Source organism: Methylovorus glucosotrophus, from assembly GCF_009858335.1.
GTDB classification, from domain to species: domain Bacteria; phylum Pseudomonadota; class Gammaproteobacteria; order Burkholderiales; family Methylophilaceae; genus Methylovorus; species Methylovorus glucosotrophus.
Genome location: NZ_VMSE01000001.1, coordinates 180507 through 203378, shown reverse-complemented (window position 1 = coordinate 203378; position 22872 = coordinate 180507). Strand labels below are relative to the sequence as shown.

Here is a 22872-nt window from a genome sequence, read left to right as displayed (position 1 = left end):
GAAATGCTCAGGGCATGATGAGCTTGGAAACCGCCATGAGAAGCTGCGCAGGCTGGAATGGCTTGACCACCCAGGCCTTGGCGCCAGCAGCCTGGCCTTCCAGCTTTTTGCTTTCCCCGGCTTCGGTAGTCAGCATGATCACCGGTGTGAATTTGTAAGCAGGCAATTGCTTGACGGCTTTCACAAAGGTAATGCCATCCATATTCGGCATATTCACATCACTGACAATGAGGTGCACTTTCTGACCGGTAAGCTTGGACAAAGCGTCCTTGCCATCAGCACCTTCCAGCACGCTGTATCCCGCGCCTTCCAATGCCAGTCGAACCACTTGCCGCAGCGTCGTTGAGTCATCGACGATCATGACTGTTTTGGACATTTACTTCCCCTCTTTGAACATGGACTAAAAATGGGCTAAAAAAACGTGATTTCGTTATCTGCATCGTTATTCGGCAACGCGGCAACCGAAGCATGACCACTGTGGATATTGGTCTGCTCGGGCATGGTGTAACTGTTCTGCATGCGGCCCAGCCAGGATTGCGGATCAATGTAAGCAGTGCCGGAGGCCACCTCCTGATGCAGCATGTTCAGCTGCTCAGACACATTGGCCAGAATCTGGCTTACCCGATCCTGGAACTGCAGCGATACCAGCACTTGCGCAATCTCGCCGCCGATATGCTTGCTCTCGCTGCGGGCGGTCTCGGCAGATGCCGTCAGCTCATCGGCCTGATGCTTGAACTTGCCGAGCACATCATTGATGGCGGTTTCGGCGTTTTGCACCATGAGCTGGTCGTTTTCGGAATACTGCTTGGACATGGCCAGGGTTTCGGCAATACCGCCATTTACGCTCTGCACCTTGTCGGCAATGTTTTTGCCCACACGGGCCGAGTTGCTTGAAAGCTTGCGCACTTCATCCGCCACCACGGCAAAACCACGGCCCAGCTCACCGGCGTGGGCGGCTTCAATGGCGGCATTGATCGCCACCATATTGGTCTGCTTGGCGATCTGGCCCACGGTATTGGCCAGCTCTTGCAACTCGCGCGTTACATTGGCAAGTTGCTGTACAGTGTTGAGCAGGATCTTTTTTTCTTCGAGGGAATTACGCAGGCTGGAGGTGATGTCGTTCAGTTGGGTCTGGCTGTCCCGTAGCAGGCTAACGATGCCATGTTCACTTTCATTGCCCTGCGAGGATTTGATGGCGTTATTGATGCGCTGTGAGAGATTGGAGAAACGACTGACGAGCTGGCCGACCTCCTCCTCGGTATGCTGCCGGGCAAACTCCACCTGCCCCGACCATATCGGCAAAACGCTGTAGCAGAGATCTGAAAGCCCTACGATTTCAGACTGCCCAGCCTCCTGCATGCCATCTTGCATGGCGGTCATGCTGTTGTCGTTTCCACTCACAATTAAATCCTTATTTATCTGGCAGCATAAAAGCTGCTCTTATCGGATGACAGGATGCCACCCAGTCTTCATGTCAGGATTTTCCCCGTATCCAATATTTTCAATTTCTTGATAAGACTCAGGAAAAGAGTGCAGTTTGCGTGTTTGATGCAATTAGCCGACATTCCTCATGCATTGGATGAAGAGTCGGATATAACTTGCCCACGTCTTAAAAGGCATTACGGCAGCTAGGCCAGCTTTCTTTAATGATTCGTGAGGCCTGTTACAAAAAAATGATGCTATCCCAGAAAGAACCGGGAGTTGTGCGGATGAGCTTGAGCCGGGCTTGAATGCCCGACGGTGGAAAAGCGCGGCTGACGACCACTCAGTGGCCGCCAAGCGCCTTGTAAAGATTGATCTTGTTGACGAGGCCGAGCTGCTTCAACTGCACCAGTTGCTGCTCAGAGTCATACAGGCTGCGTTGCGCATCCAGTAGTTCGAGATAGTTAGCAACCCCGCGCTCATACCGGCGCGTCGCCAGGCGCAAGCGTTCGCGGTCCGCCTCGGCAATGCTGGCTTGCAGGGCAATCTCGTCTTCAATCTGGCGGCTGACCACCAGCACATCGGCGACTTCGCGAAATGCGGTCTGTATGGTTTTTTCATACTCGGCCACGGCCACATCCTTGCGTACCACGGCCAGATCAAGACTGGCCTGATTGCGACCTGCATTGAAAATCGGCAAGACCAGCTGCGGCGTGAAACTCCACACACGATCACTGCCGCCGCCAAACAGGCGCAGCAAATCGTCATTGATCAGCCCGGCACTGGCGGTGAGCTGAATGCGCGGGAAGAACGCCGCACGGGCAGCGCCGATATTGGCATTGGCCGCCAGCAGGCGATGCTCGGCCGCCCGGATATCCGCCCGCTGCTCCAGCAGTTGCGAGGGCAAGCCTGCCGCAACGGTTTCCATCTGCACATCATTGAGCGCTTTGGGTGGCAAGGCCTCTGCCGGGGTGCCATCGCCGACCAGAAGCTGCAAGGCGTTGATGGCCTGCGCCTGCTCACGCGCCAGCGCCGAGGCACTGGCTTCGGCCGTCTTGGCCTGAATCTCGGCGGTTTTAAGCTCTATGGCGTTATCCAGACCGCCTTCATAGCGCCGCTTGATTCGGCTGAGCGATGCCTGGCGCGATTTCAGCGTCTCCTGCGCGACGGTTAAGCGTTCGTTCAGGGCCAGCAGGTTTACATACGCGGTTGCCAGCTCGGCCACCAGGCTGGTTTGCACGCTCTCGCGGGCATCCTGCGTGGATAAGAATTGCTCCAGTGCAGCCGCGGAGAGATTCTTTACCCGCCCAAAAAAGTCGAGCTCAAAATCGGTGACATTCACCCCCGCCCGGTAGAAATCGGTATCAAACTTCTGCCCCTGCGTGAGTACGCTGCGGCTGCGCTCATAGCCCAGCGTGCCATTGACCGTAGGCAGGCGATCGGCTTTCTGGATGCCATATTGCGCGCGCGCCTCTTCAATGCGCAGCACCGCCACGCGCAAATCCCGGTTGTGTTGCAGCGCCCGCTGAATCAGCGCCTGCAGCTCAGGATCAGGGAAATACTGCGCCCATTGCAAAGCATTGGCGCTGGCTTGCGCTTCGGTGGCGACCGGGTAGGAAGACGGCACAGGCAAGGCCGGCCGGGTATAGTCTGGCGCCAGCGAGCAGCCACCCACACACAGCCATGCCATACCGGCCATCCCCCAGGCTAAGGTAGTTCTCATACGGATGCGACGTCCTTGTCAGGCGGTGGCGAGCGTTTGATATAACGCCCGATCAATGCAAAGAAAAGCGGTACCAGGAAGATCGCCAGCACCGTGGCCGAAATAATACCGCCCAGCACACTGGTGCCGATGGCGGACTGCGCGCCGGAAGCCGCACCGGTGGCCAGTGCCAGCGGCAATACGCCCACGCCAAACGCCAGTGAGGTCATCACGATGGGACGCAAGCGCTGGCGCGAGGCTTCAACGGTGGCATCGATGATATTCATGCCGCCCGCATAAAGATCCTTGGCAAACTCCACAATCAGAATGGCGTTCTTGGCAGACAAACCTATGGTGGCAATCAGGCCGACCTTGAAGTAAATATCATTCGGCATGTCGCGCAGGGTCACGCCGAGCAGGGCACCCAGTACGCCGAGTGGCACCACCAGTATCACGGATAGCGGAATCAGCCAGCTTTCGTACAAGGCGGCCAGCGCCAGGAACACGATCAGTATCGATACCCCGAACAGCATGCTGGCCTGACTGCCGGAGAGTTGTTCTTCATACGACTGGCCCGCCCACTGAAAGCCGATGCCCTTGCCCAGTTCGCGGCTCAGGCGCTCCATTTCAGCCATGGCCTCTCCGCTGCTGCGGCCCGGCGCCGCGCTGCCGTTGATGGTAAACGCTGGATAGCCATTAAAGCGTGTGAGCTGGGGCGCGCCCGTGGTCCAGCTCATGGTCACAAACGACGACAGCGCAACCAGCTCGCCCTGGGCATTTCTTACCCGCAGATTATTCAGATCATCCAGGCTCTGGCGACTATGGCCCTGGGCCTGCATGATCACGCGCCGGATCTGGTTGCCATAGACAAAATCGCCGATGTAATTGGAGCCGAACATGGTGGCCAGCGTATCGTTGATGTCATCCATGCTCACACCCAGCGCGCTTGCCTTGCGGCGGTCGATATCCAGCCGCACCAGCGGTGCATCCGGCAGACCGGCAAACATGAGGTTGGTGACAGCCTCGCTTTTGGCACCGTTGGCCAGCAGTTTGTCTCGCGCTGCCGCCAGCGCTTCCTTGCCGATATTGCCACGGTCCTGCAAGCGCAAATCAAAGCCGCCAGTGGAGCCAAGCTCGGGCAGCGGAGGCGCATTCAGGGCAAAAATGGTCTGATTGGGCCGCCCGTAAAACCGCATATTGACGCGGTCCACAATCGCCTTTACCTGCTGCTCAACCGCCGTGCGTTCTTTCCAGTCGCGCAATGTCACGAACAGCATGCCGCTGCTGGTGCCGGTACCGTAGATACTGAAACCACCGACTTCGAATACATATTCAATCGGCTCGTTCTTTTGCAGGTATTGGCTGATTTCGCTCAGCACGGCATCGGTTTCGGCCATGGTCGCCCCTTGCGGCAGCATGACCACCACCATGAAGTTGCCCTGGTCTTCATCCGGTAAAAATGCCGTCGGCAAGCGCACAAACAACAGCGCGACCACCGCCAGTATGCTGCCGTACACCACCATCCAGCGTATGGGCTTTTGCAGGATTTTTTTGGTACGGCCCTGGTAATGATCGGTCAGCCAGGCAAAGCGGCGGTTAAACCAGCCGAAGAAGCCGCGACTGCCATGCGCATCGCCTGGGGTAATCGGCTTCAGCAGGGTGGCGCAGAGCGCGGGTGTGAGCGACAGCGCCAGAAACGCCGAAAAGGCGATGGAGACTGATAGCGACAAGGAGAACTGCCGGTAGATATTGCCAACTGCACCGCTGAAAAATGCCATGGGGATAAACACCGACACCAGCACAACCGTAATACCGACGATCGCCCCGCTGATCTGCGACATGGCCTTGACGGTAGCGTCGTATGGCGAGAGCCCCTCTTCTGCCATCAGGCGCTCGACGTTCTCCACCACCACAATCGCATCGTCCACCACGATACCAATCGCCAGCACCATGCCAAACATGGTCAGCACATTGATGGAAAAGCCCAGCGCGTACATGACGCTAAAAGTGCCCATGAGCGCAATCGGCACCACCACGGTAGGAATCAGCGTGGCACGGAAATTCTGCATGAAGAGATACATCACCAGAAACACCAGCACGATGGCTTCGAGCAAGGTGTTGAGTACCTTTTCAATGGAGATGCTGACGAAGGCCGAGGTATCGTACGAAATCTGGTAAGTCACGCCCGGCGGGAAATACGTCTGCAGCTCATCCAGCGCGGCGCGTATGCGCTTGACGGTGGCCACGGCATTGGAGCCCGGCGCCATCTTGATCGCCATGCCTGCGGCATTTTTGCCATTAACCTTGGATGAGAAGGAGTAATCGCTGCTGCCCAGCTCCACCTTGGCGAGGTCTTTGACCAGCAGCGCCGAGCCATCGCCATTGGTACGCAGTTGCACATTGCCAAAATCCTCCGGCGTGGCGAGCACGGCATCCGACTCAATGGAGGCGCTGATGGGGGAATTTTCCGGCACGCCATTGGCGCCGATCTGGCCCACGGTCACCCGTGCGTTGTAGCTGCGAATGGCCGAGGCAATATCCGCCGCTGTCACGTTGAGCGCCGCCATTTTCTTCGGGTCCGGCCAGATGCGCATGGCGTATTCCGGGCTGAAGGATTGCACCTTGCCCACGCCCTGCACGCGGCGCAGCGTCTGGATCACATTGGCCGAGGCAAGCTCGCCCAGGTCCACTTCGCTGGTTGAAGCGTCATCCGCCGTCAAGGAGACGATCAGCTGAAAACTGTCAGCCGACTTTTCCACGGCAATACCATTGCGGCGCACAATTTCCGGCAGCCGCACTTCGATGGTTTTCAGGCGATTCTGCACATCCACCGCGGCAAGGTCGGGATTCACCCCTTGCTTGAAGGTGAGGCTGAGGCCAGCCGAGCTCTGGCTGCTGGTGGCCGAGATGTACATCAGGCCCTGCACGCCATTCATCTCGCGCTCGATCACCGAGGTGACGGTTTCTTCCACCACGCGTGCCGAAGCACCGGGGTAGCTCGCGCTGATATTCACCACGGGCGGCGCAATGTCCGGGTACTGGGCTATCGGCAGCCCGCGTATCGCCAGGATGCCGGAGAGGATGATCAGGAGGGCGATCACCCAGGCAAACACCGGGCGATCAATAAAAAATCTGGCCATATCGTTGCCTTGGGTTCTTTAAACGGCTTGCATCATGGGTTCTGGGCTGCGGCAGGCGTGACTTTTACCTGCGCTCCCGGGGCCAGCGTGGCGACGTTGGTTGTGACGACGCGGTCACCCGGTTTCAGCCCTTTCACCACGACCCACTCGCGACCCTGCATGCCGCTGGTCTGCACTTCCACCGGCACTACCTTGTCATCCTTGTCCAGCGTCATCACCTGGGCAGCTTGGGCGGTTCTGATCAGCGCATCGCGCGGGATCAGAATGGCATGTGGATTCACCGCCTGATCCAGCTTCACCTGCACATAGGCGCCGGGGAAAAGCTCGCGGTCCGGATTATCAAACAGGGCACGCATGGCCACAGAGTCCGTCGTGCTATTGACGGCAAGATCGGAGAAGTAAAGCTTGCCTTTGCGCGCGTATTCCGAGCCATCAGGCAGGATCAGCCGCACGGTAATCTGCCCCTGTTTCTTGCCTTGCACCTGGCCAGCACGCATCGCCCGTTGCAGCGCCATGACATCTGCCGCCGGTTGCGAGAAATTCACGTAGATCGGATCGATCTGGTCTATGGTGGTCAGCGGGGTGGGGCTATCCTGCCCGACCAGGGCGCCTTCGGTGACCAAAGCGCGGCGGGCAATACCATCAATCGGCGCCGTTACGCGCGCATACCCGAGGTCCAGATTGGCACGGTTGAGCCGGGCTTTGGCAGACAGCAGGGCCGCGCGCGCCGCCAGCTCTTCAGATGCAGCTACCTTGTAATCGCGCTGGCTCACCGATTGATCACTGACCAGATCCTTGTAGCGCTCCAGCTTGTCCACGGCATTCAGATGATTGGCTTCGGCCTGCGCCAGCGCGCCTGCAGCGTCCTCACGGGCGGCGGCCAGGAGTTCGGGGTTGATCAGAAACAGCGGCGTGCCTTTTTTGACTTCCTGACCTTCCTGATAAACCCGCTGGGTGACGATGCCCGCCACGCGGGCCCGCACTTCCGCCTGGCGATAGGCTTCAAGACGGCCGGGTATCTCGGCTTCCATGGTTACCGGGGTTTCGGTCACCTGGATGGCCTGCACTTCTATCGGGGCAGCGCCCGACGATGCGGCCTGATCACCGGAAGAGCAGGCGCTCATGAGCCCGAGGACGGACATCGCAGCCAGCAGCTTGCGCCGCTCTCCTGAAAAAACACCCATAACTGACATTTCCAACGGATAAAGAATGGGGCATGATAGCCCAGCCCCGATAATCAATCAATCGTGACTGATTAATTATCGGGTGTATACTACGCGCTTCGATTCCTTCGAGTTAATGCCTTGGCACGCAAAACAAAAGAAGACTCCCAGCGCACCCGCGACCTGATCCTGGATGCCGCCGAACACGTGATTTACGAGCGCGGCATGAGCCTCACCACCATGGCCAATATTGCGGATGCGGCCAATGTGTCACGCGGTGCGGTGTATGGACATTACAAAGGCAAGGTGGAACTGGCGATTGCCATGGCCGAGCGTGCCATCCATACCGCTCCCTCACTGGAGCGCGGCCCGGAAGAGCCCGCCCTGGTTTACCTCAAGCGCTACTGCCTGCACGAAGTACATTCCTATATCGACGCCAGCTCGCTGCAGCGCGTGCTGTTCATTCTTTACGTGCGCATAGACGACACGCCGGAACTGGTGAGCATACGCGAGCGCTGGGAACAAAAACGCGCCGCCGTCATTGCGCAGTGCCTGCAAGCCGCCATACAGGAAGGCAGTCTCGCCGCCGATAGTGATGTCGCGCTTTATACGCTGTATGTGCAGGCGCAGATCGAGGGCATCTTCAGCATTCTGTTTTTCAATCACGACACCACGATAGACAAATGGGATATCGCCGAGCGCCTCTGTTCCATGGGGCTGGAACGGCTCACCCTGCCGGCGAGACCCTAGCGCTGCAGCGCCACCCGGCGGCATGCATTGTCCCGTTACCACACCCGTCAGCCCAGTAGCGCGAGAAACTGCTCCAGCGGCAAAGGCTTGCTGAACAGGTAGCCTTGCGCTTGCGGGCAACCCATCTTATGCAGGTAATCGGCCTGCTCCAGGGTTTCCACGCCTTCGGCCACCACATTTTTATTCAGATTGCGGGCCAGGGAAACGATAGCCTGCACAATGAGCGCCCGTTCGGCGTTGTCCGTAATATCGCTGGTAAACGAGCGGTCGATTTTCAGTTCGCGCACCGGAAAGCGATGCAGATAACTCAGGGCAGAATACCCGGTGCCAAAATCATCAATCGAGATACACAAGCCCATGGCACTGAGGCTTTGCAGCATGCGCTGGATGTTGTCGGTATTTTCCAGCAGCAGGCTTTCGGTGATTTCGAGCTTGATCCAGTCCGTATGGCAGCCCGTCTCGGCAAGAATGGCTTGTATGGAAGACACCAGATCATTGTGCAGGAACTGGCGCGTAGATAAATTGACCGCCACCGTCACCGGACGCGGGCGACCACGATTCAGCGCCACGGCCACCTGGCAGGCAGAACGCATGACCCATTCGCCTATCGGGATAATCAGCCCAGTCTCTTCAGCGATACCAATGAACTTGTCTGGCATGATGAGTTTGCCAGACTCATGCTGCCAGCGCAGCAAGGCCTCGGCACCAATGATCTCGCGGGTGGCAAGGTCCACCAGCGGCTGGTAGTGCAGCAGAAATTCCTCTTTTTTGAGGGCGAAGCGCAGGTTGGTTTCCACCTCACGCCGTTCGGCGGCTTTGATGGTGAGATCTGCCGAGTAAAACTGGAAATTGTTGCGCCCCAGGTGCTTGGCGTGAAACAGCGCAGAGTCGGCATATTTGAGCAGATCATCCACGGCCTGGCTGTCCGACGGGTAAGCCGCAATGCCCAGGCTGGCGGTGACAAACACATCATGACCATCCACCACAAAAGGTTGGTCAAAGGCCTGCAGCACCTTGTCGGCGACGCGGGTGATGTTTTCCGGCACACGCATTTCGGAGACCAGAATACCGAATTCATCCCCACCGAGGCGGGCCACCGTATCGTAAGGGCGCACGCATTTTTCCAGGCGGTTGGCCACTTCACACAGCAGCACATCGCCCAGGGTATGGCCCAGGGTATCGTTGATTTCCTTGAAGCGATCCAAATCCAGCATGATGAGGCCAAACGGATAGGCATGGCGCTCGGCTTCGGCAATGGTCTGTTCGACACGGTCGATGAGCAAGGCCCGATTGGGCAGCTTGGTCAGGGTGTCGAAATAGGCCAGATGATGTATGCGTTCCTGATACTCGTAGGTCTCGGTGACATCCTGACCCATGCCGATCACGGCGATAGGCAGGCCGCTGGCATCCAGCTCGGCCGCCAGCCAGATATGGATGATCCTGCTGGTGCCATCGGGTGCATGCCAGTGCAAGTCCATGGCCGCTGAGCGCCCACTCTTGAACACCTCTTTGACCACCTGCTCATAGCCATAGGCAGAATCGCCCCCGGGAAATTCACTTGGCGTTTTGCCCAGCAAGACATCTTCGGCAACCCCGTAAAGGTTGGCGGTTTTCTGGTTCACAAAGGTACGTCGGCATGCGGTGTCAAACCGCACTATCAGATTGGGGGAGTTTTCGATCAGGGAGTGGTATTCGCGTTCACGGCGTATGGCATCGGTCACATCACGCGCATAGCCCAGGGTGCCTTCGATGTTGCCGTCAATTACCAGGCGGGACTTGTAAGATTCAATCCAGATATCCTTGCCATCGGCGGTCCGCAGGCGGTTTACCGTGCCTACCGGCAGCTCGCTCTCCATGGCTTGCCTGTCGCCTTCGACATACTCCTTAGCCAGCTCCGGATCAAAAAAATCAAAATCCGTTTTGCCTTCCAGTTCATGCGGAGAGGACACGCCGGCAACGCGGGCGTACTCCGTGTTGGCTGCCAAGAGACGACTTTTCGTGTCTTTCAGCCAGACCATGAAAGGAAAGTTATCCAGCAAGGTGCGCAGATATTTTTCTCTAGCCGTTATTTTTTCTTGCGCACTATCCAGCATCAAGAACCCTTTTGAGCAAATACACAGCAATAAAAGAGGACAATCCTGTGATGAAAATCACAAAATTTTTAGCAATGTAATACGTTATAGGACATTTAGTGAACAACTTTTATGAGGTCGCTGCGCAAATATGTCAGCCCTGGTTATTACGCAGGATAAGGTCCTGTGGCTGAACAGCCTGATTTCATGCATCTCTCCGGGATTAAGTCCCCGAGCCACGTTTTCGGATGCCTGAGTTTGGTGTATGGCGATCAGGCAAGGGGATTACTGACAGGGATCCGGACGATCCTGTGCGGGGGTGATCCAGAGATAATCGTATTGCCCGCGCAAGCCATCGAGCCGGGCCATCTGTTCGGCGTTATCTTCCACAAAGCCGACCACGCGCACGCGGCGTTCCGGCAGCAGCGCATGGAAGATCACGGGTATTCCATAATCGCGCCGCACATGGTTATTGCCCGCCACCAGCACTGCCATGCCAGAACCCGCATCGCGCAAGGCACTGAACATGGCCGCATCGCGCGCGCGTTGCGCCAGCTGCATGGCAGGCAAATGCTCGGGCTTGAGCTGGCCACAATGACCATCCAGCAGATCCTGGTTCAGCGTCGCTGCCGCCGTCGCGGATAAGGGAGCCTGCTGGAGGATGCCGGCCAGCGGGGCTGGCAAAGCGGACGCGCCCTGACGCGCCACATTCCTGACTTGTTCCGGCGCAAGATTGCCGCCCACGAGTGGCAATCCGGCCTCGCGAACCGCGGCAAACAGGCTCTCATGCGCAGGCCACTGCCAGCTGTTGGCATTGAATCCGGCACGCTCCAGATCCGCCAGCAGCGGTCCCTGCCACTGCACACGCTGGCCAGCTTGCAGATGTTCGGCGACCACGTAGAAACCAGGCGCATCCACCCGCGCTTTGAGTTGTTTCAGCAGTTCGCCACGTCGTTGATGGTGCAACGCATTGTCATGGACTTCGCCCAGCAACAGCACATCCTGCTGCGCGAGATCATCGACAAGCGCTTGCGCCGAAACCACCTGCCCGGTTGCCAGGTTGATAATGCGCTCGGCCGCCACCGCAGGCGCCGCGATCAATGTGCCCATCACCAGCCAGCTCCATACAAGCGTACGTTGCCACATCACCTCTCTCCTTGTTTCCACCGATACTGACCCTGACGCACACTATGGCGTATGGTTCAGCCAGGGCAATGCACGCAGAAGTTATGCAGGCCGCCGGCATGGAACCGGCCATGGACGCCCTGCTCCTAAACACACAAAATAAGCTGACAACATAAGCAGCCCGCCTAGATGGCGCAACAGGAGAATCTCATGGATCAGGAAATAGCTGGCAAGCTGGATGACATCAATACCACGCTAAAACATATTCATCGGCATATGCTGTGGGTGTTCTGGCTGGTTGCCGTGTTTGCACTACTGTACTTCGGGCTGCTCATATACCTGCTGGCCTGAGCTGGTGCCACACCAGCGTGATGGATCAGCCCATCCCCCATCACCACAACAACGAGAGCCCATCATGACTGCATTACCGATCCCCGACGAACAAGCCGCGCTGGCTGCCTTGTTGCGCCAGCAACAAGCCGAAGGAGGAACCGAATCGCTATCCACCGAAACGCTAGGGCAGTACATCTGCTTTTGCAAACTGCGCGGGTTTTGCGCGGACAAGAGCGCGGAGAGCTGCCTGCGCGAGCGAAATCTCTATCAGGCGTTTGTTGACGCCGGGCGTTGAGCAAGGCTTGAAAGGGTAGTCAGGGATTACTCAGACGCCACAATGCATTCCACCAGACGCCCGACCAGAGGCGCCACCAGCAGAATCGCCAGAAAAACTACAGGCCATGCAGTGCAGAAGGCATGCCACCACTCCTGCATGAAACCGGCATGCCAGCCCCAATGCCGCAGTGTGAGCGTGCCGGAAACCAGCATGACACTGAAAGCGGACATCACCGCGGCAAACACAATCGGCCGAAAACGGCGCGGTATTTTCCAGGACATGAGCTACCTCTTAAGCAATATCAAAAGCACATGAAAAAACATGGGCTCAGGAGCGTGCCCGAGCCCATGCTGCTCAGCAGAATTACTGACGCACGGCTTGCAGGTAGCGCGCGGCAGGCTGTTTGTGCGAAAGGTTGGGGCGCAGATGATTGCGCGCATCCACCAAGCGCGTCCAGTCGGCCGCTTCGGGCAGGGAAGGAATAGTCACCACTTCGCCCAGATCAAGCCCGACCAGCGCTGCATCGACCATGGTTTCTGCTGGCATGACGATCTCTTGTGGCAGATGGTTGACGGAGAAACCGGCACGATCCCACAACTCGGTATGTGTGGCGCCTGGCAATACTGCCTGCACACGCACACCCTTGCCAGACAACTCGTGATGCATGGATTCGCTGAGATTCAATACATAGGCCTTGCTGCCACTGTAGCTGCCATTCAGCATGTCCGGCGCCAGCGCCACAATGGAGGCGATATTGATGATGGTGCCATTGCCGCGCTTGACGAAGCTGGTGGCAGCCGCCGCGGCCAGATGTGTCAGCGCCGTGATATTGAGCGAAATCATGGTGTCGATCTGATCCAGATTGGAATCCAAGAGCGAGGTCACCGCTGCAGTACCGGCATTATTCACCAGCACGCTGATGTCGCTATCGGCGAGCAGCTTTTGCTTTACCTGCTCAAGGTCCTGCTTGCGTGTCAGGTCAGCGCCCAGGATTTCTACGTGGCGACCAGTGGCAGCGTGCAATTTGTCGGCCAGCGCTTGCAGACGGGTGGTATCGCGCGCCACCAGCACCAGATCGTAACCGCGCCTGGCCAGGCGATCTGCATAAACAGCGCCGATGCCGGAAGATGAGCCCGTAATGAGAGCCTTGCCTTGAGTAGATGTCGCCATGTGTTTCTCCTTGATGAATAAATTTAAGTGGGTGTTTAAACAAGCGATTGACGAGAGTTAGTATATGCACGTAAGCTATGGCTTAAATGTCATTTAACCCACTTTTTAAGACATCATGATGCGTATCGGATTTGTCGTGTTCCCCGGCTTTCAGATTCTGGATCTGGCGGCCATGACCGTATTTGAAATGGCCAACGTGGTGAGTCATCAGGCGGTTTATGAGCTGCATCTGGTATCCGAATTGGGGGGCGCCGTGACCAGTTCGGCCGGGGTTGCCGTACACACGGAAGCCTTCGATGAGCAGGCATACGATAGCGTCATCATGATGGGCAGCATCGGTATCCATACCCCCAGCCCGGGCCTGCTCGGCTTTCTGCAACAGGCACACATCGGCAGCCGTCGCATTGCCAGCATATGTACCGGCGCGTTCATCCTGGCTGAAGCGGGCCTGCTGGACGGGCTGCGCGCCAGCACGCACTGGCGCCACGCGCGTGAATTGCAGCGCCGCTATCCCAAGATCAAGGTGGAAGAAGACCGTATCTTCATTCGCGAGGGCAAGGTATGGACCTCGGCAGGCATGACGGCCTGCATTGATTTATCGCTGGCCCTGGTGGAAGCCGATATCGGGCTGGATGCTTCGCGCACGATTGCCCAGCGCATGGTGGTCTACCACCGGCGCACCGGCGGCCAATCGCAGTTCTCGGCACTGCTGACGCTGGAACCCAAGTCCGACCGCATCCAGACCGCGCTGACCTACGCCCGCAGCAACCTGCACAAACCTTTGTCCGTGGAAGACCTGGCCGATGTCGCGCACCTGAGCCCGCGCCAGTTCAGCCGGGCTTTCCGCGCCGAGACCGGGCAATCACCCGCCAAAGCCATTGAAAACCTGCGCGTGGAAGCGGCCAAATCCATGATAGAAACCGCACGGCACCCGATTGACGTAGTGGCGCGGGAAACCGGTTTTGCCGACCCCGAGCGCATGCGCCGTGCCTTCATCCGCACCCTGGGGCATCCACCTCAGGCCATCAAGCGCATGGCCCGCATGCAAACACATTAAGCGCAGGCCTCTCCTTATCCGCACGGCGGATATCACTCTATCTAACCCCCCATACGGCTGGGTCTGCATATTGGTCTAAAATATGCAGACACAGCCCATGACACAGGACAACGCGTCACCCGCCAATATGAGCAACCCGGTTAAACCCCCTGAAGCAGACAGCACCGTCTATAAAACCCTGCTGGAATCCACCAAAGCGATTCCCTGGAAAATAGACTGGCGCACCATGACGTTCAGCTACATCGGCCCGCAAATCGAAACGCTGCTGGGCTGGGCGCCTGAGAGCTGGGTGAGCGCAGGCGACTGGGCCGCGCGCATGCATCCGGAAGACCGTGAATGGGTAGTGGATTATTGCGTGTCGCAATCGCGCTCCGGGATTGATCACGAGGCGGATTACCGGGCGCTGACCAAGGATGGCGAATACATCTGGATCCGCGATGTGGTGCATGTGCTGCGCAATGCGGATGGCGAAGTCGAAGCGCTGATCGGCTTCATGTTTGATATCAGTGAGCGCAAGAAAACCGAAGAAAAACTGCTGCAACTGCAGAAAGAACTGGAAGAGCTGTCTTTCCAGGATGGCCTGACACGCGTCGCCAATCGCCGCATGTTCGATTCCATCATTCAGGTGGAATGGACCAATGCCAGGCGCAACAGCCAGCCGCTGTCCCTCATCATGCTGGATATCGATTACTTCAAACAGTACAACGATCATTACGGACATATTCAGGGCGATGATTGCCTGAAGCAGGTGGCGGAGATACTGAGCAGTGCGGGTACACGGGCGAACGACTTTTTTGCCCGCTTTGGCGGAGAGGAGTTTGTTCTGGTGCTACCGCAGACGGATAGCGATGCCGCCAAAAAAATTGCAGAACGCTGCCGCAAGCTGATTTTCAAGGCGCAGATTCCGCATGCAAAATCCCTGATCGGCCCGGTACTCACCATCAGCGTGGGTGTGGGCACCGTGATTCCTGGTTACCAGGATGAGTCTGTGGATTTTATCAACAGCGTGGACCAGCGCCTCTATCAGGCCAAGCAGCTGGGCCGCAACTGCATCATCGGCGGCAACTGAACCTCAAGGCGCGCTTCTGGGCTCCCACAGCGGCTCGCCGCCCGCATCGAGATAGGTGAGATACACCCGCAAATCGAACTCCAGCTGGTGGTAATGCGGCTCCATATAGCAACATAACTGGTAAAACGCCTTGTCGTGGTCGCGCTCCTTGAAATGCGCCAGTTCATGTACCACGATCATGCGCAAGAATGCCTCCGGCATGCTGCGAAATAACCCCGACACATGCAGCTCGCGCTTGGCTTTGAGCTTGCCGCCCTGCACCCGCGAGATGGCCGTATGCGTGCCCAGCGCATGACGCACGATGTGCAGTTTGCTGTCGTATGCTACCCGGCTAAGTTGTCCGCTATTGCGCAGGTACTCGTCTTTTATTTTCACCACAAAATCGTACAGGCCTTTGTCGGTTCGGATGGTATGCGGCTCAGGGTATTTCGCCAGAAAAATCTCCGCGAGTTTTCCCTGCCGAATAACATCAAGCGCCTGTGTGACAAGGCTGGCGGGATACGCAGCAAGATAATGGGAAGTGGGCGTCAAGGGCAGCATGATAGGCAGGCGAAGTGGGCTGCTGCATTTTACACCGCCCCATGCCGATCGCAGACTATTGCACATCCCCGGCAACTTGTTTAGGCTTGCAGCTCACGCACCCGAAGGGCCTAAAAATAATAAAGCAGGGCATGGGGTTTGCTCACTTCAGGCTGGCTCAACGCCGCCCCATCTCTCTTGAATATTGGCACAACTACATTGCGCGTCGCTCTCGACATCAGCCCTAAAAGCTACGCTACCGGTGCATTAAACCGCGTAGTGGCAGGTTGGTTGTTGCCTCAAACCCGGCGTCTGGCCAACCGCATGTGCATGGCGCACATCATGGCACTGGCGCTGCTCGGTTTTTCTGCCATCTCCGCACACGCCCAGCCACAAACCTTGCGCGTCATCTCGGATGATAATTACCCGCCTTATCTGTTTCGCGATGCCAGCGGAAATCTGGAGGGGTACCAGATGGATATCTGGAAACGCTGGGAGCAGGAGACCGGCATCAAGGTCGAGCTGATCGCCACCCACTGGGATCAGGCCCAGCAAGCGTTGCTCAACGGAGATGCGGATGTCATCGACATGATGTTCCGCACGCCGGACCGCGATGCGACTTATGACTTTTCACAGCCGTATGCCAATCTCCCCGTCGCCATCTACAGCCATGCCAGCATTCCCGGCATTGCCTCCGCGCATGACCTGCGCGGGTTTCTGATCGGGGTGCAGGCAGGCGACGCCTGTATTGAAAGACTGCGGGCGGACTCCGTTACCAACTTCAAGCTCTACCCGGATTACACATCCCTGATCAAAGGCGCGCTGGATGAGCAGGTCAAGCTGTTTTGCATGGATGAGTACCCGGCCAATTACTACCTTTACAAACTGGACCCTACGCAAAAATACCGCAAGGCGTTCCAGCTGTATCAGGGGCAGTTTCATTATGCGGTGAAAAAGGGCGCCACCGACACACTGCAGCTGATTGAAAGCGGCATGGCGCGGATTCCGCGTGAAGACAAGATCGAAATGTTTCAGAAATGGGTAGGGCAATCACCGGTGCTGCTGCCTTACAGCCGCTATATCGCGCCGGCACTGGGCTTGTTGAGTCTGGTGGGGGCCATCGTCCTGCTGTGGATTTTCCTGTTGCGCAGAAGCGTCAAAACTAAAACTGCCGAGCTGGCCAATCAGCACCAGCGATTACAGCAAATTATTGATGGCACGGCGGCTGGGACCTGGGAGTGGGATATCCGGAGCGGCGACTGTATCGTCAATCCGCGCTGGGCGGAGATGCTGGGATATACGCCGGATGAGCTGGAGCCTTGCACCGCGGACAGTTGCCGCGCGCTCTGCCACCCGGATGATCTTGAGCAGCTGGTACAGGCACTGGAAGCGCATCTCAGGGGGGAGACCGATTACTTTGCCAGCGAGTCGCGTCGCCGCCATAAAAACGGCCACTGGATATGGGTGGCAGATCGCGGACGGGTGACCCGCCGATCGCCACAGGGTGAAGCGCTGACCATGAGCGGCACGCGGCTCGAGATCACCAAGCTCAAGCTGGCCGAAAACACACTGAAGCAGGCGGTGGAACAGCAAAAAATGTTTATCCAGCAGGCGCCCATCTGTGTAGCCATGTTTGATCGTGACATGCGTTATCTGGCCTGCAGCAACCAATGGCAAGAAGAATTCGGTCATCAGCAGGGCAGCCTGCTGGGGCTGAACCACTATGATGTGCATCCCGACATCCCGGAAAAATGGCGCCAGGCGCATCAACGGGCGCTGGCCGGCGAACGGCTGGAAGAGGAGGAGGATCTCTGGATAAGAGCGGATGGCCAGCATCTCTGGACCCGCTGGATGATCACGCCATGGATGGATGACAGTCAGACCATACAGGGCATTATCATTTCCTCCGAAAACATTTCCGCGCGCAAGCAGGCCGAAGAGGAGTTACGCCTGGCGCATACCGTATTCGAGCACAGCAGCGAAGCCATGCTGGTGACCGATGCCGATAACAACATCATCACCATCAACCCGGCTTTTAGCGAGATGACGGGCTATTCACTGGAAGAAGTCATCGGCAAGAATCCAAAAATCCTGAGCTCGGGACGCCAGGGCAAGGAGTTTTACCAGGAGCTGTGGAATACCCTGGAAACCTCCGGGGAGTGGCGTGGTGAGATCTGGAACCGCCGCAAGAGTGGGGAAGAGTATGCCGAATGGCTGGCCATCAATAATATTTACGGCGAGGACGGCAAGCTGTTCCGCCGGGTAGCGCTGTTCTCGGACATCACCGAGAAAAAACGCGCCGATGCCCTGATCTGGAACCAGGCCAATTATGACCTGTTGACGCAACTGCCCAACCGCCGCCTGTTCAGCGACCGCCTGCAACAGGAGATCAAAAAATCGCAGCACGATCATAGCCAGTTTGCGTTGCTGTTCATTGATCTGGATCGCTTCAAGGAAGTGAACGATACGCTGGGTCACAGTCACGGGGACTACCTGCTGATTGAAGCATCCCACCGCATTCAGCGGCACCTGAAAGAAACCGATACCGTCGGGCGGCTGGGTGGCGATGAATTTACCGTGATCATTGCCAACCTGCCTGACCCCAGCGTGATGACACTGATTGCCCAGCGCGTGCTGGACGCCCTTGCCGCACCATACGACCTGGAAGGCGAAATCGTCTATCTCTCCGCCAGCATAGGCATTACGGTTTTCCCTGAAGATGCGACCACCAGCGCCGAGTTGCTGAAAAATGCCGATCAGGCCATGTATGAAGCGAAAAAGAATGGGCGCAACCGTTTCAGTTTCTTTACCCCCATGATGCAGGCCATGGCGCAGGCCCGCATGCGCATGATGCGCGATCTGCGCAATGCACTGGCCTTGAGCCAGTACACGGTCTATTTCCAGCCGATTGTCGATCTCAGCAGCCAGCGCATTCACAAGGCAGAAGCGCTGATACGCTGGCAACATCCGGAACTGGGTTTTGTCAGTCCCGCTGAATTCATTCCGCTGGCCGAAGAAACCGGCCTGATCCACGAGATAGGCGACTGGGTATTCCAGCAGTCTGCGCAGCTGGTCAAACAATGCATCCCTATCGTGGGCGACGATTTTCAGGTGAGCGTGAACAAATCGCCCGTGCAGTTCCGCGACCGCACCCAGGCGCATCAGGACTGGATGGAATACCTGAGCGGACTGGGTTTGAGCGGGCACAATATCGTGGTCGAGATTACCGAAGGCCTGCTGCTCAATGCCGATAGCGGCATCTCGGACAAACTGCTGCATTTCCGCGATGCCGGCATGCAGGTGGCGATTGATGACTTCGGCACGGGCTACTCGTCACTGTCCTATCTCAAGAAGTTTGATATTGATTACCTCAAGATAGACCAGTCATTCGTGCGCAATCTGTCGGGCGACGGCGAAGATCTCGCCTTGTGCGAAGCGATTGCCACCATGGCGCACAAGCTGGATTTGCGCGTGATCGCCGAAGGTGTGGAAACGACCGCACAACGCGACCTGCTGGCGCAGATCGGGTGTGATTACGGCCAAGGCTACCTGTTCTCCAGACCGGTGCCAGCCGATGAATTCATGCAGCTGCTGGAACGATCTGCTGCCTGACCGTGCCCAACAGGCATGGGCTGCATATCAGCCGTCGCCAGACAAAAACGACAACAAGAGAAGGGAGACACCATGCCCTACAAGTTTTTGATGTTTTACTTTATTTCGCTCGGCATCTGCTCGCTGTCCACCATCTACAAAACCAGCTGTTTCAAGAACATGCTGTGCCGCCAGATACTGGGCAATATGTTCTGGAGCCTGATCCCCATCGCCAACACCTTCAAGGCTGTGTTGTGGATTTACTCCATGATCGTCGATGCCTGGCGGCGGCGCCGTGGAACAACGCCGCCAGGCTGATGGCGGTATTTATCGGGAAAAGCAGCGTATACGCTTAGGCCGCCATGTAGGCATGCACTTTTTGCGTCAGCCATTCCATGAACGCCAATAAACGCCGCGACAAGTGACGTCGGTGCGGATAAAGCAGGGACACCGGCATAGGCTCTGGCTTGAATTCCGGAAGCAGTTCTAACAGTTCGCCCCGCTGCAGATAAGCCCGAACCGCCACGAGCGGCACCTGGATAATACCAAGCCCGGCCAGACAGGCCATGCTGTAGGCGGTGGAATTATTGACCGTCACCCGCGCAGGAACCAGGCAATGCCGGCTCACCCCTGCCTCCAGATATTCGAACGCGGAAGGTTTGGCGCCGAGCACCGAAACATAGTGCACCATGTAATGCGCGGCGAGGTCTTCCAGGGCCATCGGCATTCCGTATTGGCGAATATAGGCGGGGCTGGCGCAATTCACCATCTCCAAGGTGCCTAGATGCCTTGCTACCAGCCCGGACTCCGTTAGCACTCCCACCCGTACCACGCAGTCAAACCCTTCACTGATCGGGTCTACCCGCCGGTCCGTACTGCTGAGCTCGATTTCAATGCCAGGATGGCGCTGCATGAATTCAGGCAATTGGGGAATCACCAGGTTATGCGCCATGTTGAGTGGCATATCCACCCGCAAGCGTCCCCGCAGCAGGGTTTCTGTTTGCTGGAAAAGACTCTCCACTTCGTCCACCTCGGCCAGCAGATCTTTGCAGCGCTCATAAAACCGCTGACCATCCTGCGTGAGTTGCACTTTGCGCGTCGTTCTATGCAAAAGCCTCGCCCCCAAGCGGGCTTCCAGCTGGGTTACTGCATTTGAAATGCTGCCTTTGGGCAATCCCAGGCTATCGGCCGCCTGGGTAAAACTCGCCAGTTCCGCCACCCGTACAAATACCTGCATGGCATCCAGCTTGTCCATACGCACTCCATTGGCATGAAATTTTGAACAGTATAACTATTTTTCGGCAGTTTATTAGCGCCAAAGATGGCAATAGACTGTTCACCAGCACGATTCATCATCCACTTTCAAAGGAGCATCATCATGACAAGCAAGATTGCGATAGTGACGGGAAGCAGCCGCGGGCTGGGTAAAAGCATGGCACTCAGCATCGCCGCCAAGGGTCAGGACGTCATCCTGACCTATCGCAGCCAGCGCGCGGAAGCAGAAGCCGTGGTCAGCAGCATTGAGGCCATGGGCAGAAAAGCGGTGGCACTGCAGCTGGATGTAGGCGACAGCACTTCTTTTGCCCGATTTGCCCAGGAAGTGAAACAGGTGCTGCAGTCCCACTGGCAGCGCGATACCTTTGATTTTCTGGTCAACAACGCGGGTATCGGTATCCATGTCCCGTTCACCGAAACGACAGAAGAAGCCTTTGATACGCTGGTGAATATCCATTTCAAAGGCGTATTTTTCCTGACGCAGAAGCTGCTGGGGCTGATGGCAGATCAGGGACGCATCATCAATATTTCCAGCGGCCTGGCGCGTTTTTCCTTGCCGGGCTACTCGGCATACGCCGCCATGAAAGGCGCCGTGGAAGTGCTGACGCGTTATCTGGCAAAAGAGCTGGGGCCACGCGGCATTGCGGTGAATGTAGTGGCCCCAGGCGCCATTGAAACCGACTTTGGTGGCGGCACGGTACGCGATAACGCCGAGGTCAATAAATTTGTGGCCAGCCAGACTGCTCTGGGGCGCGTGGGCTTGCCCGACGATATCGGCCCCATGGTGGCATCGTTGTTATCGGAAGATAACCGCTGGGTAAATGCCCAGCGCATTGAAGTCTCAGGCGGGATGTTTGTATAACGCGCCCTGAGTATTGCTCAAGGCTCTATCTTGAAACCGGCATCGACCCAGGCATCGATGCCGCCCTTGAGTGGCCGCACCTTGTGATACCCCCGCTTGATGAGGAGCTTGGCCATTTTTGCCGCAGTGACGTCATTGGGGCATGAACAGTAGAGCACGATATCCGTATCGATATCGGTATCAATAAACACGCTATCAATGGTGTCTTCGGTCATGCTGAGCGCACCGGGAATACGGCCATCACCTTGCAGATGGGCAGGTCTGGCATCCACAATCACCGGGCGTGAGCCGCTTTTGAGCATGGTATCCAGCTCATCCACCGAAATGCGCGCCATGCGCAGCGATTTGATAAAGCGGTGCCGCTCCCACCATTTGTTGAGTATAAAGGCCACCAGGGCAATACCCAGCAATAGCGCGCCCCATTTGCCCATCTCGCTCAGAATATCCAGCAACTCATCAATGGCGCTGCTGAACAGCGTGCCCAGCACTATGGCTGAGCCCGCCCAGATGGCAGCTCCCAGGCTGTCAAAAATGATAAAGGTCGTGGCCCGTGTACCCACGGTACCGGCCAGCGCGCTGGACACCGAGGCAAAGCCGGGAATGAATTTGCAGAACAGCAGGGCAGATGGCCCGATGCGCAGATACACCGACTCGGTCTGCCGCACACAGGAATCGGGCGACAGGGAAATGCGGCATAGCTTGCTCATGACCCGGCGGCCGAAGCGGCGTCCGGCAAAATACCAGGCCAGGTCTGCCAGCAGCGAGGCAATCACGGCCGTCAACAGCAGTTGCGCCGGGCTATATTGCCCCTGCGTGAGCATGGCGCCCGTCACCAGCAGGGTGGGGTAAGCCGGAATAGGTAAGCCGATCTGCTCCAGAAACACATTGGCAAACACAATCAGCAAGCCGTATTGCTGAAGCAGATCAAGCAAATGTTGCATGGACTATCTCGACTTCAGTGCGTCGGCGATCTTCTGATCGGTCTTGTACTGGCTGAGCGCATAAACCGCCCAGATGGTGGCGGGCAGCCAACCGATGAGCGTGGCTTGCAGAATCAGACAGACGATGCCTGCGATGGGACGGCCAATGGTGAAAAATGTCAGCCAGGGCAGGATGAGGGCAATCAGTAAACGCATGTCAGCGACCTATTTGAAATGTTAACGCCCACTATATTAACAGCGTCTGCTGCCTTGCGGACCTGCAAGCTGGACAAGATCGCACATGTATTGCCATGACTACGCGACCTCACCCGCCATGCCGGACGCGTACCCAGTGCTCATAGCGCTGATCATGCATACAAGTTTCCAGGAAATCAGGATAATGCTAGCGCTCGCAAGATAACCCT

At 57.2% G+C, this 22872-nt stretch carries 21 protein-coding genes; 8 read left to right on the top strand and 13 right to left on the bottom strand.

Annotation, left to right across the window (positions count from 1 at the left end):
• Positions 1 to 7: 7 nt before the first annotated feature.
• The 5 genes from FNL37_RS00915 to FNL37_RS00895 form a co-directional block, all read right to left on the bottom strand.
• Positions 8 to 376, bottom strand: a complete 369-nt coding sequence (locus FNL37_RS00915; protein WP_013443418.1) for a response regulator — start codon at positions 374 to 376, stop codon at positions 8 to 10.
• Between the two features lie 35 nt (positions 377 to 411).
• Positions 412 to 1401, bottom strand: a complete 990-nt coding sequence (locus tag FNL37_RS00910) for a methyl-accepting chemotaxis protein (protein WP_013443419.1) — start codon at positions 1399 to 1401, stop codon at positions 412 to 414.
• 364 nt (positions 1402 to 1765) lie between these two features.
• Positions 1766 to 3145 (bottom strand): efflux transporter outer membrane subunit, encoded by a 1380-nt coding sequence (locus FNL37_RS00905; RefSeq protein ID WP_159354815.1) that lies wholly within the window; start codon positions 3143 to 3145, stop codon positions 1766 to 1768.
• Complete coding sequence (locus tag FNL37_RS00900; RefSeq protein WP_159354814.1) at positions 3142 to 6264, bottom strand: multidrug efflux RND transporter permease subunit; 3123 nt, start codon at positions 6262 to 6264, stop codon at positions 3142 to 3144. Before FNL37_RS00900 ends, FNL37_RS00905 begins: the two co-directional genes overlap by 4 nt.
• A 32-nt stretch (positions 6265 to 6296) precedes the next feature.
• The gene (locus FNL37_RS00895) at positions 6297 to 7448 is read right to left on the bottom strand and encodes a MexX/AxyX family multidrug efflux RND transporter periplasmic adaptor subunit (protein ID WP_015831170.1); all 1152 of its coding nucleotides are present in this window, start codon (positions 7446 to 7448) and stop codon (positions 6297 to 6299) included.
• A 120-nt stretch (positions 7449 to 7568) separates the two neighbouring features.
• Between FNL37_RS00895 and FNL37_RS00890 the strand changes: the two genes are divergently transcribed.
• On the top strand, positions 7569 to 8177 hold the full coding sequence (locus FNL37_RS00890) for a TetR family transcriptional regulator (protein WP_015831171.1): 609 nt from the start codon (positions 7569 to 7571) through the stop codon (positions 8175 to 8177).
• Positions 8178 to 8224: 47 nt separating this feature from the next.
• Here the strand turns inward: FNL37_RS00890 and FNL37_RS14050 are convergent, their stop codons facing one another.
• Both FNL37_RS14050 and FNL37_RS00880 read right to left on the bottom strand, forming a co-directional pair.
• Complete coding sequence (locus tag FNL37_RS14050) at positions 8225 to 10270, bottom strand: sensor domain-containing protein (RefSeq protein ID WP_159354813.1); 2046 nt, start codon at positions 10268 to 10270, stop codon at positions 8225 to 8227.
• 264 nt (positions 10271 to 10534) lie between these two features.
• Positions 10535 to 11395 (bottom strand): ChaN family lipoprotein, encoded by an 861-nt coding sequence (locus FNL37_RS00880; RefSeq protein WP_159354812.1) that lies wholly within the window; start codon positions 11393 to 11395, stop codon positions 10535 to 10537.
• A gap of 189 nt (positions 11396 to 11584) precedes the next feature.
• Here FNL37_RS00880 and FNL37_RS13880 point away from each other — a divergent pair, with 189 nt between their 5' ends.
• Both FNL37_RS13880 and FNL37_RS00875 read left to right on the top strand, forming a co-directional pair.
• A complete protein-coding gene (locus FNL37_RS13880; protein WP_013443425.1) occupies positions 11585 to 11725 on the top strand; it encodes a hypothetical protein in 141 nt (46 codons plus the stop codon).
• A gap of 64 nt (positions 11726 to 11789) precedes the next feature.
• On the top strand, positions 11790 to 12002 hold the full coding sequence (locus FNL37_RS00875; protein ID WP_013443426.1) for a hypothetical protein: 213 nt from the start codon (positions 11790 to 11792) through the stop codon (positions 12000 to 12002).
• 26 nt (positions 12003 to 12028) lie between these two features.
• Here FNL37_RS00875 and FNL37_RS00870 read toward each other — a convergent pair whose 3' ends face one another.
• Together FNL37_RS00870 and FNL37_RS00865 are read right to left on the bottom strand one after the other, a co-directional pair.
• The gene (locus FNL37_RS00870) at positions 12029 to 12265 is read right to left on the bottom strand and encodes a DUF2798 domain-containing protein (RefSeq protein ID WP_013443427.1); all 237 of its coding nucleotides are present in this window, start codon (positions 12263 to 12265) and stop codon (positions 12029 to 12031) included.
• Between the two features lie 82 nt (positions 12266 to 12347).
• Positions 12348 to 13154, bottom strand: coding sequence for an SDR family NAD(P)-dependent oxidoreductase (locus FNL37_RS00865; RefSeq protein ID WP_013443428.1), 807 nt, complete (start codon positions 13152 to 13154; stop codon positions 12348 to 12350).
• A 115-nt stretch (positions 13155 to 13269) separates the two neighbouring features.
• On the opposite strand from FNL37_RS00865, the gene FNL37_RS00860 reads away from it, so the two are divergent.
• Positions 13270 to 14211: a GlxA family transcriptional regulator gene (locus tag FNL37_RS00860; protein ID WP_159354811.1), complete on the top strand. Its 942-nt coding sequence runs from the start codon at positions 13270 to 13272 to the stop codon at positions 14209 to 14211.
• Between the two features lie 97 nt (positions 14212 to 14308).
• Positions 14309 to 15280: a GGDEF domain-containing protein gene (locus FNL37_RS00855; RefSeq protein WP_159354810.1), complete on the top strand. Its 972-nt coding sequence runs from the start codon at positions 14309 to 14311 to the stop codon at positions 15278 to 15280.
• Positions 15281 to 15283: 3 nt separating this feature from the next.
• On the opposite strand, the gene FNL37_RS00850 is transcribed toward FNL37_RS00855, so the two are convergent.
• Entirely contained in the window at positions 15284 to 15820 is a 537-nt protein-coding gene (locus FNL37_RS00850; RefSeq protein ID WP_015831177.1) for a YgjP-like metallopeptidase domain-containing protein, read from the bottom strand.
• 138 nt (positions 15821 to 15958) lie between these two features.
• Between FNL37_RS00850 and FNL37_RS00845 the strand changes: the two genes are divergently transcribed.
• Both FNL37_RS00845 and FNL37_RS00840 read left to right on the top strand, forming a co-directional pair.
• Positions 15959 to 19411 (top strand): EAL domain-containing protein, encoded by a 3453-nt coding sequence (locus tag FNL37_RS00845; RefSeq protein ID WP_159354809.1) that lies wholly within the window; start codon positions 15959 to 15961, stop codon positions 19409 to 19411.
• Between the two features lie 72 nt (positions 19412 to 19483).
• A complete protein-coding gene (locus FNL37_RS00840) occupies positions 19484 to 19708 on the top strand; it encodes a hypothetical protein (protein WP_013443433.1) in 225 nt (74 codons plus the stop codon).
• A gap of 34 nt (positions 19709 to 19742) precedes the next feature.
• Here FNL37_RS00840 and FNL37_RS00835 read toward each other — a convergent pair whose 3' ends face one another.
• Positions 19743 to 20645, bottom strand: a complete 903-nt coding sequence (locus tag FNL37_RS00835) for a LysR family transcriptional regulator (protein WP_015831180.1) — start codon at positions 20643 to 20645, stop codon at positions 19743 to 19745.
• Positions 20646 to 20768: 123 nt separating this feature from the next.
• Between FNL37_RS00835 and FNL37_RS00830 the strand changes: the two genes are divergently transcribed.
• Entirely contained in the window at positions 20769 to 21527 is a 759-nt protein-coding gene (locus FNL37_RS00830; protein ID WP_159354808.1) for an SDR family NAD(P)-dependent oxidoreductase, read from the top strand.
• Between the two features lie 17 nt (positions 21528 to 21544).
• On the opposite strand, the gene FNL37_RS00825 is transcribed toward FNL37_RS00830, so the two are convergent.
• Together FNL37_RS00825 and FNL37_RS00820 are read right to left on the bottom strand one after the other, a co-directional pair.
• Positions 21545 to 22468: a DedA family protein/thiosulfate sulfurtransferase GlpE gene (locus FNL37_RS00825; protein WP_159354807.1), complete on the bottom strand. Its 924-nt coding sequence runs from the start codon at positions 22466 to 22468 to the stop codon at positions 21545 to 21547.
• Between the two features lie 3 nt (positions 22469 to 22471).
• Positions 22472 to 22663, bottom strand: a complete 192-nt coding sequence (locus FNL37_RS00820) for a YqaE/Pmp3 family membrane protein (RefSeq protein WP_013443437.1) — start codon at positions 22661 to 22663, stop codon at positions 22472 to 22474.
• Positions 22664 to 22872: the final 209 nt, after the last annotated feature.